14 protein-coding genes and 1 tRNA gene are annotated in these 15,027 nt (G+C 66.5%); 4 read left to right on the top strand and 11 right to left on the bottom strand.

Annotation, left to right across the window (positions count from 1 at the left end):
• Positions 1–188 precede the first annotated feature (188 nt).
• The 4 genes from J2W22_RS08990 to J2W22_RS08975 form a co-directional block, all read right to left on the bottom strand.
• Entirely contained in the window at positions 189–2,915 is a 2,727-nt protein-coding gene (locus tag J2W22_RS08990) for a TonB-dependent receptor (RefSeq protein WP_307117877.1), read from the bottom strand.
• A 193-nt stretch (positions 2,916–3,108) separates the two neighbouring features.
• Complete coding sequence (gene madM / locus J2W22_RS08985; protein WP_307117876.1) at positions 3,109–3,870, bottom strand: malonate transporter subunit MadM; 762 nt, start codon at positions 3,868–3,870, stop codon at positions 3,109–3,111.
• The gene (madL, locus tag J2W22_RS08980; protein ID WP_307117875.1) at positions 3,867–4,229 is read right to left on the bottom strand and encodes a malonate transporter subunit MadL; all 363 of its coding nucleotides are present in this window, start codon (positions 4,227–4,229) and stop codon (positions 3,867–3,869) included. Before madL ends, madM begins: the two co-directional genes overlap by 4 nt.
• Positions 4,230–4,252: 23 nt before the next feature.
• Positions 4,253–4,933, bottom strand: coding sequence for a GntR family transcriptional regulator (locus J2W22_RS08975; protein WP_307117874.1), 681 nt, complete (start codon positions 4,931–4,933; stop codon positions 4,253–4,255).
• A 115-nt stretch (positions 4,934–5,048) separates the two neighbouring features.
• Between J2W22_RS08975 and J2W22_RS08970 the strand changes: the two genes are divergently transcribed.
• Positions 5,049–6,575 carry a malonate--CoA ligase gene (locus tag J2W22_RS08970; protein WP_307117873.1) on the top strand — a complete coding sequence of 509 codons (1,527 nt, stop codon included), beginning with the start codon at positions 5,049–5,051 and terminating at the stop codon, positions 6,573–6,575.
• A 230-nt stretch (positions 6,576–6,805) separates the two neighbouring features.
• Here J2W22_RS08970 and J2W22_RS08965 read toward each other — a convergent pair.
• Positions 6,806–6,881: transfer RNA gene (locus tag J2W22_RS08965), tRNA-Ala, on the bottom strand.
• 198 nt (positions 6,882–7,079) lie between these two features.
• Here J2W22_RS08965 and J2W22_RS08960 point away from each other — a divergent pair.
• Positions 7,080–7,970: a DUF2171 domain-containing protein gene (locus tag J2W22_RS08960; protein ID WP_307117872.1), complete on the top strand. Its 891-nt coding sequence runs from the start codon at positions 7,080–7,082 to the stop codon at positions 7,968–7,970.
• A gap of 63 nt (positions 7,971–8,033) precedes the next feature.
• On the opposite strand, the gene J2W22_RS08955 is transcribed toward J2W22_RS08960, so the two are convergent.
• The 4 genes from J2W22_RS08955 to J2W22_RS08940 all read right to left on the bottom strand — a co-directional run bounded on the left by J2W22_RS08955 (position 8,034) and on the right by J2W22_RS08940 (position 11,104).
• The gene (locus J2W22_RS08955; RefSeq protein ID WP_307117871.1) at positions 8,034–8,945 is read right to left on the bottom strand and encodes an alpha/beta fold hydrolase; all 912 of its coding nucleotides are present in this window, start codon (positions 8,943–8,945) and stop codon (positions 8,034–8,036) included.
• Entirely contained in the window at positions 8,942–9,151 is a 210-nt protein-coding gene (locus tag J2W22_RS08950; protein ID WP_184000814.1) for a helix-turn-helix transcriptional regulator, read from the bottom strand. Before J2W22_RS08950 ends, J2W22_RS08955 begins: the two co-directional genes overlap by 4 nt.
• Entirely contained in the window at positions 9,148–9,558 is a 411-nt protein-coding gene (locus tag J2W22_RS08945; protein WP_307117870.1) for a hypothetical protein, read from the bottom strand. Before J2W22_RS08945 ends, J2W22_RS08950 begins: the two co-directional genes overlap by 4 nt.
• 148 nt (positions 9,559–9,706) lie before the next feature.
• Positions 9,707–11,104 (bottom strand): glutamate ligase domain-containing protein, encoded by a 1,398-nt coding sequence (locus J2W22_RS08940; RefSeq protein ID WP_307117869.1) that lies wholly within the window; start codon positions 11,102–11,104, stop codon positions 9,707–9,709.
• 40 nt (positions 11,105–11,144) lie between these two features.
• On the opposite strand from J2W22_RS08940, the gene J2W22_RS08935 reads away from it, so the two are divergent.
• Together J2W22_RS08935 and J2W22_RS08930 are read left to right on the top strand one after the other, a co-directional pair.
• Positions 11,145–11,978, top strand: a complete 834-nt coding sequence (locus J2W22_RS08935) for an LD-carboxypeptidase (RefSeq protein ID WP_307117868.1) — start codon at positions 11,145–11,147, stop codon at positions 11,976–11,978.
• Between the two features lie 83 nt (positions 11,979–12,061).
• Complete coding sequence (locus J2W22_RS08930; RefSeq protein ID WP_307117867.1) at positions 12,062–13,075, top strand: aldo/keto reductase; 1,014 nt, start codon at positions 12,062–12,064, stop codon at positions 13,073–13,075.
• A 4-nt stretch (positions 13,076–13,079) separates the two neighbouring features.
• On the opposite strand, the gene J2W22_RS08925 is transcribed toward J2W22_RS08930, so the two are convergent.
• Together J2W22_RS08925 and J2W22_RS08920 are read right to left on the bottom strand one after the other, a co-directional pair.
• On the bottom strand, positions 13,080–14,567 hold the full coding sequence (locus J2W22_RS08925) for a class I SAM-dependent methyltransferase (protein ID WP_307117866.1): 1,488 nt from the start codon (positions 14,565–14,567) through the stop codon (positions 13,080–13,082).
• Complete coding sequence (locus J2W22_RS08920) at positions 14,557–14,910, bottom strand: VOC family protein (protein ID WP_307117865.1); 354 nt, start codon at positions 14,908–14,910, stop codon at positions 14,557–14,559. Before J2W22_RS08920 ends, J2W22_RS08925 begins: the two co-directional genes overlap by 11 nt.
• Positions 14,911–15,027 lie beyond the last annotated feature (117 nt).

Genomic DNA, 15,027 nt, shown 5'->3' with positions numbered 1-15,027 from the left:
CCGGGCCAGCCCGGGCAGCTTGGGGAGCCGTGTCAATCGGACGCGACAGGGATGACGAACGCAGGGGTTTTTCCGATTTCACCCTGCGGCCAACGAAATGGCAGTCGAGCGTCCCACCTGTCCGGCTCTTCCACCGCCGAAAGGCTTGCCTCGCCGACGGTTCGGCAAGCCATGGCACTGCAGCGGCGTCAGAACCGGAAACGGACGCCGAGGCGGTAGACGGTCTCCAGGAAGCGCACCTGATAGGGATAGGCGTCGCCTTCCACGTCGAAGGGCCGGCTGTTGGTGGCAACCGCGCCCAGGACGTTCGCGACGCTGAAGTTGACACTGATGTTCTCACCCGGATTGATCGTGCCGGACAGGTCGAGCGTCCCCCGGGCCTCCTCCCTAGTCGGCAGCGTCGGTCCCAGGATGTTGGTGGTCGGATTCACGACCTGGCTGTAGGTCTGGAAATTCGAGCGGTAATTGTACGCAGCGCGCAGCGAAATGAAGCGGTTCTCGTAGAATACGGACCCGTTGACGAGGTGCGAGGACACTCCCGAGATCGGCTGCATGCCGGGCAGGGTCGCCGCAAGCGCCGGGGCGAGCTCGGACTGATGATCGAGATAGGTGTAGTTCGCCAGCACGCCGAAATCGTGCATCCACTCGGGCAGCCACGGCGCCCGCAGGAAGGTGCGGAAGCCCGCCTCGACGCCGCGGATACGGCCCTTCCCGCCATTTTCCGGACGGGTGATCTTAAGCCGGTTGTAGACCGGATCGATGATCGTCGTGGTGGTGGTGTTGATGAACCCGGTCAGGTCCCGATAGAAGGCGCCGACGGTGATCGACCCGTCGCGGGTGAAGTAATATTCCAGCGACGCGTCATAGTTGGTCGACTTGGTCGGCTTCAGGTCCGGGTTGCCGCCCGATGCCACGCGCAGGCAGTCGGCATTGGTCGGGTCGGTCGAGCAGATATCCGAGGGAACACCCACCGTGATCGAAGGGCTCAGGCTTGCGAATGCCGGACGCGTGCGCGTCTGGGTGAAGGCGAGGCGCATCTGCAACTCGCGGGTCAGCTTGGCGCGCAGGCTGACATTGGGAAGATAGTCGGTGTAGCTGTTGTTGCGGATCACCGGCACGTCCACCGTCGAGCCTGCGGTCGCCCCCGGCACGGTGGTGAAGCCGTTGATATTGTCCTCGGTGCGGATCGCCCGGATGCCGATCAGGCCATCCACCGGCACTCCGATGTCGAAAGCATAGCGCGCCTGCAGATAGGCCGAATAGCCCTTCTCGGTGCCCCGGAAGGTCGGCGCCAGGAATGCCGGCTGCCCCTTCGCCTTGCCGACCAGCGTCCGCAGATAATCGACGTTCGCGCGAATGCTCTCCGGCGTAGGCGAGATCCAGGAAACGATCGAATTGACCTCGTCGCCCCGACGGCCGGCGAAATTGCTGGTGAAGTCGAGCGGCAGCACCGTGTAGTTGTACCCGACAGGGGCATTCCCGTTCTGCGTATAGGTCTGCAGCTTGGCATCGCGCGTGTTGAAGCGGATGCCGCCCTGGATCTTGGTCAGCCAGCCCTCGAGCGGATATTCGAAGTCCAGCCGGGCCTGGATGTCCCGCCCGTTGGCGCGGCGGCCGGACTCGTTGAACGCGGTGATCCGGTAGTTCAGCGGATCGTACAGGTCATAGTTCGAAACGGTGACGGAACCGCCGCCCGCACCGTACGGCGAGTCGAAGTTGAAGTTGCGGGTCGGCTGCACCCGGGTCTGGGTGAAGACGAACGACTGGTTGAGCTGGGTGTAGGTCGAGTCGGTATAGGCGGCATCGCCGGTGATGCGCCATTTGCCCGGCTTCCAGATGAAGCCGCCGCCGGCCTGGTAGGTGTCGGTCTTGCCCTTGATCGCGTTCTGCTGGCCGGTCGGGAAGGTGCCGCCCGTCGCGGTGAAGCTGCGGACCAGGTTCGTGCCTTCGAAGAAGGTGATGTTGGTCAGCGTCGCCGCCGCGCCGTTGTTGACGGTCAGGTTGCGGCCCGCGTCATCGCTGCGGAAGCCCTGGTACAGGCCATCGGCATAGATTTCGAGGTTGCTGCTCGGGCGCCACTGGAAGGCGGTGTGGACCGAGGGGCGATAGCGGTCGCCCGGCGAATAGGTCATGTTGATGTTGTTCGGATAGCGGATCGCGCCGGTCGTGCCGGGCACGCCGGTGCGCGTCAGGATCCCCTGGCTGACCACGCGCGCCGAATCGAGGAAGTTCACATCGGCATAGGAACCCTCGATCAGGAAGCCCATCTCGCCGATCCCGGTATGCCAGCGCGTGCTGAGCAGCAGGTTCGCGTCGATCCCGATCTTCTGCGACTGCGTCCAGTGCACGCCCGAGATGCCACCGGCGATCCGGCTGCCCTTGAAGTCGAGCGGCATGCGCGAGCGCACGTCGATCAGGCCGGCGATCCCCGGCTCGACCAGATTGGCGCTGGCTGACTTGTACACGTCGATCCGCGCGATGCTGGCGGACGGGAAATCCTGGAGCGCCACGGAGCGGCCCTCCGCGGTGAAGATCTCGCGGCCATTATAGGTGGTGGTGAGATCGGGCAGGCCACGCACCCGCACGCCGGATGCTTCGCCGCCCCCGCGATCGACCTGCACGCCGGTGATGCGGGCCAGCGATTCGGCACCGGTTACGTCCGGCAGCTTGCCGATATCCTCGGCCACGACCGAATCGATGATCTGGTCGGCATCCTGCTTGATCGCCTGGGATGTCTCGAGACTGCGCCGGATCGCAGTGACCACGATACCGTCCCCATCCGCCTCGGCCGCTTCGGGCACGTTCTTCGAACCGTCCTGCGCCGTCGAAGGCACCGTCTGCGCGGTCGCGAGCATGGGCGTGGTCAGGCCAAGCACCGATACGCCGATCAACAAAAACCTGTTGCGAGTGGTCACGATTCCCTCCCCCTTGTATGCCGATTATCAGTCACACTTATCATATTATATACATGATTCAACCTTGGTGCCGCTATTGTGCACAAGGGGTGTGCTGCAATGGTAAGGTTCGGGAAGCAATTGCCAAGGCCGCGCACGTCAGGCTCGCGCGGCCGTTCCGAGGATCGAGCTATCGCGGGGAATGGCGACACCGCTAGGCGAGCGCATTCACCACCAGGAAGAACAGCGACGGGCAGAACAAGCAGCCGATCCCGGTATGGAAGGTAGCCGTCAGCGCACCATAGGGAACGAGGCGCTCGTCCGTGGCCGCCAGCCCGCCAGCGACTCCGCTAACGGTGCCCATCAACCCGCCAAAGGCCATGGCGCTGCGCGGATTGTCGAGGCCGATGAAGCGCGCGACCATCGGCGTCGCGACCATCACCAGCACGGCCTTCAGCACCCCGATCGCGATCGAGAGCGCAACCACCGGCGAAGACGCCCCAAGCGCCGCCCCGGTCACCGGCCCGACGATGTAGGTGACCGCCCCCGCCCCCAGCGTGGTCAGCGAGACCGCGTCCCGGTAGCCGAAGCTCCAGGCGATGGCGACGCCCATGACGAAAGGCACGATCGTGCCCAGCGCCAGGGCTACGACGCCGAGCAACCCGGCCTTGCGCGCCTCGACGACATCGACTTCGAAGGCCGTGGCGACGATGGCGAAGTCCCGCAGCATTGCCCCGCCCATGAGGCCAAGGCCCGCCAATGCGGGAATGTCTGCCAATCCCTTCCTGCCGCCGGTCAGCACTCCGCCCCACCAGGCCAGGGCCAGCGCGGCCACGATCGCGATCGCGCTCGCATGGATTCGCCCGCGCGTCAGCCGGCGCGAGATCACCACACTGAGCCACATCAGTGCGCCCACCAGCGCGAAGGAAAGGACGAGCGCCTGCTCCTCCGCGATCTTCTCGAGAACCCCGATCATCGCGCGCCGCCCGCCGCGCGACCGAGCAGTCCGACCAGTGCGAAGCAAGCCGCGACGACGAGGACGCCGGTAAGGATCACCATCGGCCCGCCCTCGACTGCGGCCAGCACATTCTGCTGGGACGCCATCGCGACCACGATCGGAATGTACATCATCGCCCAGAACTCGACGCCGAGCCGCATGCCGGGTGTCAGCTTGCCGCGGCGCGTCAGCCAGATCTTGGCGAGGATGAGCAGCAGCATCGCGATCCCGACGCCGCCGACATTTGCCTTCACCTGCAGCAAGCGGCCGAGCAGCTCGCCGAGCGCGACGCCCAGCAGCGTGCACAACGCGAGAAGCGCCGTCCCGTAAATCGCCATGCATTCCCCCCTTGATCTTGTGATTAGTTGTTCGGTGCCGGCTCACGCTTGGCGGTGAACCGCTCCAGCGCGATCGACGCGTTGAACATGTGCGCGCGCATGCAGCGCGCCGCCTCCTCGCCATCGCCGCGCATGATGGCCTCCAGCACCTTCTCATGCTCGCCGCGGGAGCGCACCGGGCGCCCCTCCTCGCGCAACTGGGTCCGGCGAAAGGCCGCCATGCGATCGCGCAGCGCAATCGCCTGCTCGGCAAGGAAGCTGTTATGCGTCCCCTCGTAGATCGTCCGGTGGAATTCCCAGTTCAGCCGGTCGTATCCGTCGATATCATTGTTCGCGACCATCGCCTCGGACTCGTCGTGCAGCCGTGCCAGGCGGCTTCGCTCGACCGGCGTCATCCGCCATGCAGCGAGGCGCACGCACAGGGCCTCGATCTCTGCGGTCATCTCGAACATCTCCACGATCCGCTCGGCAGTGAAGCCGCCGACGATCGCACCGCGCCGCGGACGGATCTCGACCAGGCCGGCGGCGGCGAGCTGACGCAGCGCCTCGCGCACCGGCGTGCGCGAGGCGCCGAACCTGTCGCCGATCTGCTGCTCGTCCAGCGCCTGGCCGGGTGCCAGGGCGCCGGCCATGATCTCGTCGGCAAGCGCGATGCGGATACGCTCCGACAGGAGCGGATTGGGGTTCGCGTCGTCGCTCGGCATTCTGACATCCTGCATGCGGGAAATGGCTAGAGAAACGATCTTGCATACACTAGAGGAACAGACAACTGCACATCGTCGCTGCGACGCGGCGCATCCCGACCCGGTGGGGGAATTCATGAAACGCGCCATCTTCCCGATCTTCCAGGACCGTGCCCGACGCTCGCCCGACGCCCCTTTCCTCCATCTCGAGGATGGGACGACCTTAAGCTATCGCGCGGCGTTCGACCGCACCGGCCAGATCGCCAACCTGTTCCTGGCGCGGGGCGTGAAGCCAGGAGACCGCATCGCCATCCAGGCCGAGAAGGGCGTCGATACCCTCCTCACCTATCTCGCATCGCTGCGGATCGGCGCGGTCTATCTGCCGCTCAACACCGCCTATACCGCAGCGGAGATCCGCTTCTTCCTGGGCGATGCACGGCCGGCGCTGTTCCTCCACCGCGCCGAGGACGAGGCGGAGATGGCTGCGCTCTGCGCCGAACTGGGGGTGCCCGAGCGGCTCACCCTTGGCGCGGACGGCCGCGGCACGCTCGCGGACGGTGCCGATGCGCAGCCTGCCCCTGCCGACGCCCATGATGCGCATCCCGACGATCTCGCCGCGATCCTCTACACCTCTGGGACAACCGGCCGGTCGAAGGGCGCGATGCTGACCCATGGTAACCTGGCCTCGAACGCGGCGACGCTCGCGGACTATTGGCGCTTCACCGCTTCCGACGTGCTGCTCCATGCCCTCCCCATCTTCCACACGCACGGCCTGTTCGTCGCCACCAACACCACGATCGTCGCGGGCAGCGCGATCCGGCTGCTGCCCCGCTTCGACGCGGGCAAGGTCCTGCAGGCACTGCCCGGCGTCACCGTGATGATGGGCGTGCCCACCTTCTACACCCGCCTCCTGTCCGAGCCGGCGTTCACGCACGCACTGGTCGCCCATGTCCGGCTGTTCGTGTCGGGCTCGGCGCCGCTTTCCGCCGAGACGCACAAGGCGTTCCAGGTGCGCACGGGCCATGCCATCCTCGAGCGCTACGGCATGACCGAGACCAACATGAACACGTCGAACCCCTATGACGGGGACCGCGTGCCCGGCAGCGTCGGCTTTCCGCTTCCCGGCATCGAGCTCCAGATCACAGATCCCGAGACGGGGGCCGAGCTTCCCCAGGGTAGCGTGGGCATGATCGAAGTACGTGGCCCGAACGTCTTCAAGGGCTATTGGGAACTGCCCGAGAAGACCCGCGAGGAGCTGCGGCAAAGCGGCTTCTTCATCACCGGCGATCTCGGCATGGTCGATGCGCGCGGTTATGTCTCGATCGTGGGCCGCGCCCGCGACCTGATCATCTGCGGTGGCTACAATGTGTATCCTGCGGAGGTCGAGACGCTGCTCGACGCGATCCCCGGCGTCGCCGAGAGCGCGGTCATCGGCCTGCCGCACCCGGACATGGGCGAAGGCGTGGTGGCCGTGGTGCAGGCGAAGGACCCCGCGCTGAGCGAGGGCCGGATCGTCGCAGCGCTCGCCGGGCAACTGGCCCGGTTCAAGCAGCCTCGCCGGATCCTGTTCCTGCCCGAGCTCCCCCGCAACACCATGGGCAAGATACAGAAGAAGGAACTGCGCGAGCGGTTCGCGCGGCTCTTCCTCGAAGAGCATGCCTGATCGGGTCTCGGGCTTGGCTGAATTCCAAAACTAGAAGTCAGCCACCGCGCTGGACGCCGGCCCCATGATATCTTGCGAATCAAACCGGGCACGGCGGCGTGATTTGAATGACCGCCGCCGCCAACACCCGATTTCCAGTTGGCGCCGGGTCGCGCCAAGCATCGGCGCAAGCATGCCATTTCGCCCGCTTGGCCACATTTGCATCAAGTCGTTGAAAAGCAAAGGGCGGCTGGTGGAGCTGAGGGGAATCGAACCCCTGACCTCTGCAGTGCGATTGCAGCGCTCTCCCATCTGAGCTACAGCCCCGCCGCCTGTCCCGGTTGCCCGGGAGGCGCTGCATTAGCGGCGCTTCTCAGCCAATGCAACCGGCTTGCGGCATGCGCGGCAAAACGCTTCGTTCGCGCGGCGAATGACATTGAAAAGCCGGGCTTTTCCAGGAACCATTCGCGGTCCTTGTCCGCTGAATCCGCACTAATTCGCCCAACCGGCAATGGAGAGGATTCCATGAACGACCGCTACACCGAGCCCCGTTATTTCGGCCCCGAGGATCAATATCAGGTCAGCGGCGCGCGGCGCGCCGGCGGCGAGCATTATTCGAGCGCGCGCGAATATGCCGCGGCCGGCGAACTCGGGCGCAGCCCGCGCGGCTATGGCAGTCAGTCCAGCTATGGCCGGAGCGGCTATGGCAATGACTGGGACCGCGGCGGCCGCGACTATCGCGGCGGCTGGGAAGACACCCGCGGCCAGGATCGCGCCTACGGCAGCCAGAGCCGCTACGATCGCGGGGCGCGCAGCACCGGCTACGATGCGGATCGCGGCTTTCTCGACCGTGCCGGCGACGAGGTCCGCTCCTGGTTCGGCGACCGCGAGGCGGAGCAGCGCCGCGAGGAGGACATGCGCTACGATGCCCGCCAGGATCGGGCCGAGCGCTGGGCGCACGGCCCGGACGACCATTATGGCAGCTGGCGCCGCGAGCGCATCGCTGAGCTCGACAGCGATTATGACGAATATCGCCGCGAGAACGCTCAGCGCTTCCAGAACGAGTTCAATACCTGGCGCACCGATCGCCAGGGCCAGCGCGACGCCGTGCGCCGGGTCAGCGAGCATATGGAAGTGGTCGGGTCGGACGGCAGCCATGTCGGCAAGGTCGACAAGGTGCGTGGCGACCGGATCATCCTGACGAAGAACGACACCGATGCCGGCGGCCATCATCACTCGATCCCGTCGCGCTGGGTGCAGTCGGTCGACGACAAGGTGACGCTGCGCAAGACCGCCGACGAGGCGCAGGCGGCGTGGAAGGACGAGGAGCGCTCCGGCGCGCTGTTCGGCGGACGCGACGATCAGGACTGGAGCCGCGACAGGAACCTCAACCGGAGCTTCTCCGGCACCTATTGATCCCCAGATAACAGAAGTGAGCAGAACTGGGCCCGGGATGTTCCCGGGCCCTTCTTTGTCCGCTCAGCCGGCGAGGAAGGCAGTCAGCGCCGCCCGGAAGGCCTCGGGCTGGTCGAGCATGATGAAGTGCCCGCTCTCCGCCACCCCCTTCACGCTGGCCTTGGGCGCGCCGGCATATTCGCGCTTGTAGAGATCGAGCACCGCCCCTTCGCCGCCGCGCGCCGCCGTCCAGGGCACCAGCACCGTGACCGGCGCGGCGATGCCCGCCAGATCGGGCCGCATGTCGGTCTGCAGGTCCTCGTAGAGCGCCTGCGCCGAGACGCGCATGTCCGCCGCGGCGGACCAGGCCGCGACCTGCGTCTGCGATTCCGGCTTCAGCGCGTTCTGGCGCCCGATCGCCTGACCCACCGCCGCCGGGAAGGGCTTGCCGTACAGCCCTGCCATCTGGGCGCGCATCGCCCCGGCCTGGGGCTTCACGCTGTCGACGGTCGATCCCGGGAAGAAGGCCGAGCCGACGAACGGCAGCGCATCGACGATCAGCGCCTTGCCGACATCGCCCGGATGCGCTTTGGCGAGCATCAGCGCCACCAGCCCGCCCATCGAATGGCCGACCACCGCCGCGCCGCCGAGCTTCTTGTCGGCGATCAGCTTGTGCAGGTCGGCGACGATGCCGGGCAGCATTCCCGTGCCGAGATTGGCGCCCGGGGCATCCCCGCCAAAGCCGTTGACCTGGACGAGATAGACGGCGTGCGTCTTGGCCAGCTCGGGCGCCACGCCGTCCCACACCGCGCGCGGGCTGGAGAGGCCGGGGATCAGGATCACCGGGCTGCCCTTGCCGATCACCTGCACCGAGATGTGGTCCATCTGGATCAGCCCGGCCTGGGCGGGCGCGACCGCGGCATGGGCCTGCGGCGCGCCGAGGATGGCGGGAATGCTGGCAGTGGCGAGCATGGCGAAAGCGATACGACGGATCATTGCTTGGGCTCCTTGGCGGGATTGGTGAAGATCTCTTCGATGGTCAGGCCGAACAGGTCGGCGATCTTGAAGGCGAGCGGCAGCGAGGGATCGTAGCGGCCCGTCTCGATCGCGTTGACGCTCTGGCGGGAAACCTCGAGCCGCTCGGCCAAGTCCTGCTGGCTCCAGGCGCGCTCGGCGCGCAGCACGCGGAGGCGGTTGATCATTCCCCGCCTCCCCGCATCGCCGCGACCTTGTTGATGCAGGCGCCCAGGCCCAGCCCGGCAAACCACAGGATCGCTGCGTAATAGGCATAGACGTGCGGCACGAGATCGAAATTCTCAAGGAAGCCCCAGGCCGTGGCGATGCTCATCGCGAAGCCGGTGGCGATCAGCGCCTGGCGGGTGACCTGCATGCGCAGATACTCGTCCCGCTCCTCGACCAGATAGCGGCCGAGCACGAAGAACACGCCGATCACCGGAAAGGCGGGCATCAGGCCGACGACATAACCCAGCGGACCGTGCAGCGGGTGGTTGTCATGATAGAGGACCACACCCATCAGCGTCAGCACATAGCTGGCCATGAGCAGCATCACCGAAACCGAATAGCGCTTCTGCGCACGATTCATCGCCATGACTGGCTCCCTTTACAGCTTGTAAAGCGAGCTTTACGCAACGAGTCGCGTAATGTCAATGATGCTTTCCATATCGGAAAGCAGGCATGACTATATGCCAAGGTCGCTTTCTAGCGACCCGCTCAGAAACCCCTGAAATGTGCGGTTTTCAGCCCGCCAGCTTGCCCAGCATGTCCGCGGCAAGCTGGCTCAGCGTGTCGTCGCGTGCACCCATCACCACGATGCGGTCGCCCGGCTTCGCGATCGCGACGAGATGCGCCGCCGCCGCCGCGCGGTCGGGGATATGGACTGCGTTCCGCCCCGTCGCCGCGACATCGGCGACGATGTCGGCGCTGGTCACCTCGCGGCTGGTGGTGCCGCCATGATAGACCGGATCGGGCAGGACGAGCACGTCCTCCGCGCCCAGCTTCGCGGCGAACATCCCCACCAGCTCGGCGCGCATCACCTTGAGCGGGCCATAGCCATGCGGCTGGAACAACAGCAGCAGCCGCCCCTCGAACGCATGGAGCGTGTCCAGCGTCGCGGCGATCTTGTCCGGGTTGTGCCCGAAATCGTCGATCACCGCGATGTCACTGGCCTCGCCGACCAGCTCGAAGCGGCGCTTGAGGCCCTGGAAGCCCTGGATCGCCTGGGCTGCATCACGGATATGGAGCCCCGCCGCCACCGCCGCGCCGATCGCCGCCAGCGCATTGGAGACATTGTGCCGCCCCGGCACCTGCAAGGTCACCGGGATCGACGGCTCGCCTTCCCGGGCCAGCTCGAAGGCGATGCCGTAGCGCTGCTCGCGCAGGTTGATTGCGGTCAGGTCGGCCGGGCTGCCGATCGCGAAGGTCAGCAGCCGGTCGCGCGGCATGGTCGCGGCGAGCAACGCGCCCTCGCCATTGTCGAGGTTGATCACTGCCTTGCCCGCACGCGCGATGAACGCGCCGAACAGCTCGATCAGCTTCTCCATCGGCAGGTGATCGAGGCTGACATTGTTGAGCACCGCCACCTTCGGGCGATAGAGCGCGATCGAGCCGTCGCTCTCGTCGACCTCGCTCACATAGGTGCCGCCCCCGCCGACCAGCGCAGTCGCGAAGGGCGCCTCGGGCGTGACGAAATTCTTCATCACCGCGCCGTTCATCACCGTCGGATCGCGGCCCAGCGCATGGAGAATCCAGCCGATCATCCCGGTCACGGTCGATTTGCCGCTGGTCCCCGCCACGCCGATCGACAGCGGCGAGGCGTTGAACAGCGCCGCGTTGAGCTCCGCCCGCGTCATCCGCGGGTTGCCCAGCTCGGCCGCGCGGCGGGCATCGGGCACCGTCTCCTCGATCGCCGCGGAGGCGACGACAATCTGCTCGCTTGAGGTGATGCCGCTGCCGTCCTGCGCGAACAGGCCGATGCCGCTCGTCTTGAGAAAATCGAACTTGGCGGGCAGCCGCCCCGAATCGAGACTGCGGTCCGATCCCGCCACCTTGGCGCCCTGCCCGGCCAGGATCATCGCGAGGGGCATCATCCCCGAACCGCCGATGCCCACGAAGAAGTAAGGTTTGCGATGCTCCATGACCCCGCGCTATCGGCAATTCGAAGCAAAGGGGCAAGGCATGCGCATCGGAGTCGTCGCACCAGCAAGACCGGTCAGCCGCGAGGGATCGCTGCGCATGGCCGCGTTCATGGCGCTGACCTACCCCCAGCACGAGATCATCTTCCACCCGCAATGCTATCTGGAGGCCGGCCATTTCGCCGGCACCGACGAACAGCGCGCCGCCGCCTTCCTCGAATTCGCCAATGATCCGGCGTTCGACGCGATCTGGTTCGCGCGCGGCGGCTATGGCTCGAACCGTATCCTCGAAGCGGTGATGCCGAAGCTCGGCCCGGCGGCGAACCACAAGACCTATATCGGCTTCTCCGACATGGGCTTCCTGCTCGGCGCGCTCTATGCCCGGCGGATCGGCCGGGTCGCGCACGGCGCGATGGCATCGAGCATCGGCAAGAATGACGACGGCACCGCCGCCGGCTGGGTGCTCGGCTGGCTGATCGACGGCGACAAGCGCGGACTCGAGCCCGGCCTGGCCGACGGCCGCCCCGCCGCCGCGTTCAACCTGGCGATCCTGGCGTCGCTGATCGGCACCAAATACCTGCCCGACCTGACCGACCATGTCCTCTATATCGAGGAGGTCGACGAACCGCTCTACCGGATCGACCGGATGCTGTTCCAGATGGCGCACGCCACCCAGCTCAAGGGCATTGCCGGCGTCCGCCTGGGCGCAGTGACCGCAGTCAAGGACAATGGCGAGGCCGAGGGCAATTACAGCTTCGGCGAGACGATTGACCAGATGATCCTGCGCTGGTGCGGGGAGATGGGCGTCCCCTATCTCGGCCGCGCAGAGATAGGCCATGTCGAGCTGAACCGCGTGGTGCCGTTCGGGCTGATCTGAGCCACCCCGTCCGGGTCTTTCGCCTGTCATCACGGCCTCCTATCTGCCGGGCTCGACAAGGCTAGGACAAAGGACGGCGCGACATGGCGATCAAGGACATCCTTCCCGGCAAGCTGGGCTTCGGCGCCGCGCCGCTCGGCAACATGTTCCGCGACATTCCCGAGGCGGAAGCGCTCGCCACCGTCGATGCCGCCTGGGACCAGGGCATCCGCTATTACGACACCGCCCCCTTTTACGGCGCCGGCCTGGCCGAGATCCGGATGGGCGACGTGCTCGCGAACCGGCCCCGCGACGAATATGTGATCAGCACCAAGGTCGGCCGCGTCATCCTCGACGAGCTGGAGGATGTCAGCGCACGCGACCAGGGCGAGAAGGCCGGCGTCTTCGCCCATGGCCGCGCCAACAAGGTGATCAACGACTATTCGGCCGACGCGACGATGCGCTCGATCGAGGACAGCCTGAAGCGGCTCAAGACCGACCGCATCGAGATCGTCTTCGTCCACGACCTCGCCCAGGATTTTTACCGCGACGAATGGGTCGACCGCTTCGCCGAGGCGCGCAAGGGCGCCTTCCGCACGCTCGACCGCTTGCGCGACGAAGGCGTGATCAAGGCCTGGGGCCTCGGCGTGAACAAGGTCGAGGCGTGCGAGCTGCTGCTCGACCTTGAGGAACCGCGCCCCGACGGCTTCCTGCTCGCCGGGCGCTACACCCTGCTCGATCACGAGCGCGCGCTGCAGCGGCTGATGCCCAAGGTCGCCGAGCGCGGGCTCGGCATCGTCGTGGGCGGTCCGTACAGCTCAGGCGTGCTCGTCGGCGGCGCGCATTTCGAATATGCCCCGGCGCCGCAGGCGATGCTCGACAAGGTCGCGCGGATCAAGGCGATCGCCGATCGCCACGGGATCAGCATGAAGGCCGCCGGCCTGCAATTCTCGCTCGCCAACCCCGCGGTCGCCGCGGTGATCCCGGGCGCCAGCAAGCCGAGCCGCCTCGCCGAGGATCATGCCGCGCTCAACGAAGTTATTCCGGCCGATTTCTGGCGCGAGCTGCGCGAGGCAGGCCTGGTCTCGCCGGAAGCACCGCTGCCGATCGACGGCTGAGCCCTTAGCCGGGCTTGCGCGCCCAGAGGTGGAACATGCCCGCGAACAGATGCGGGTATGTTCCCTCCACCCGGTCCCATAGCCCCAGATCGCGCCGGTCGCCGGCCGTGCCGAAGAGCTGGGTGAAACAATGCTGCGCCTCGGGCGGTGCATCGAGCATCAGCAGCTCGAGCCCTGCCCCGGCGAGCATCTCCTGGACGGCCGGCAGGCGGTACCAATGCTCGCGGACGTGGAAGCACAAGTCGCGGCAGCCGCTCAGCGAATAGAAATCGTCGCTCTCGCGCAGCCGCGCCAGTGGCTGCTCGGGCGGCAGCGCAAACACATAGGCACGGAAGGCACGGATTCCCGCCGGGTTCGCGTCCCAGCCCTGCTCGCCGATCACCCGGCGCGCCTCAGCCACCCAGGCCCGCGCCCGCTCGCTGTAGAGCGCGAGGCGCAGCACCCCGCCCGGCTCCAGCACCTCCACCAGCGCAGCAAGCCCATCCTCGGGTCGCTCCATATGATGGAGCACGCCCGTGCAGTTCACCAGTCCGAAGCGCTGGCCGAGCGCTTCGACGTCGAGGATATCCCCCTGCACGAAGCGGACCCGCTCCACGCCCAGCACCCCGGCCATACGCTTGCCATAGGCGAGGCTGGCGGCGCTGAGATCAAGCGCGGTGATCGCCAGCGACTTGTCCATCCCCGCCAGGTCGATCGGCTCGAACCCGGTGCCGCAGCCGGCGACGAGGACCGCGAGCGGCTGCTCTTGGGGCGCTCCCAGCGCGGCGAGATGCGCCGACACAGACACGTGCTGCCGCGCCGCCGGAGCGCGCCAGCGGGGATAGGGATTGGTCTCGTACTGCGCACGCACGGCGCCCGAGATACGCCGCCCCGCATCTTCCTCCTCTTCTTTCCCCGGCGAAGGCCGGGGCCCAGACTCAGCGTCGCAGCTTTCAAGTCTGGGCCCCGGCCTTCGCCGGGGAAAACTCGATTCCAGCGACGGCATTTCCACCGCCAGCACAAGCTCCTCGGCAAGCTCAACCATGGCGTCGGCAGGAACCCCCAGTCGCTCCCCGCCCCACACATACTCGCTCGCGAACGCCTGCACCGCCAACGCATCGCGCAGCCCGTCCGGGAGATCCTGCCCCGCCAGCCATATCAGCCGGACCTCCATCGCCGGATCGACATTGATGCAGCGGGTGAGGAAGGCCTCCCACAGTGCATCCCCCGCCACCACCGGCTCGGGATATTTGACCAGCAGCATCCGCGCCGCGGCACGCGCCAGTGTCTGCGGATCAACAGCGCCTGCATTAAGGCACGTCACCAGGTCGGCTTCGAGCTGGCGCGGCCAGCTGGTGAGAGACAAGTGAGACAACAGCTCGGCATAGGCCGGGGCGGTCGCCTCGGAATCTATCGCCAGCGCATGGCTCAGCATCGGCAGCGCCTGCGCGAAGTCGCCCCGGTTGGCGGCATCGGCCGCCATGCGCAGCAATTGCCCGGCTTCAGGATGCAACGCGGCCGATCCGTACCAGCGTACCGTCCGGGTCGCTCACCGCGAACTCGTAGCAGCCCCAGGCCTTGAGGCTCGGCCCTTCCTTCTCGATGATCAGCTCGCGCACCCGCTCCGCCACGCCGTCGACATCGTCGGTGTAGAGATAGATGCCGAACGGATTGTGACCCGGTACCAACCAGCCGAGCACTGCCTTGTTGAGGTGCAAATGCCAACCCTTGCCGTCCTCGAGGATCTTGTAGTCGCCATAGTCGCTGACCAGCCGGAACCCGAGCCGCTCGTAAAAGGCCAGACTCGCCGTCAGGTCGTTGCAAGGCAGGATCGTTGTCGCGCGCTGCTCTTCCATCTCGCCCTCTCCGTTTCTCCGGCTGCTCTATGCCATCTCGAAACGGGCTTCCAATGTAGGATTTTGTCTGTCACCGCCGACGCATGCGCAAAGGAGCTGCAGAATCGATCGCCGGGA

The sequence above is a fragment of the Sphingomonas kyeonggiensis genome (assembly GCF_030812785.1).
GTDB lineage: Bacteria > Pseudomonadota > Alphaproteobacteria > Sphingomonadales > Sphingomonadaceae > Sphingomonas > Sphingomonas kyeonggiensis_B.
This window is presented reverse-complemented; position numbering and strand designations above follow the sequence as displayed.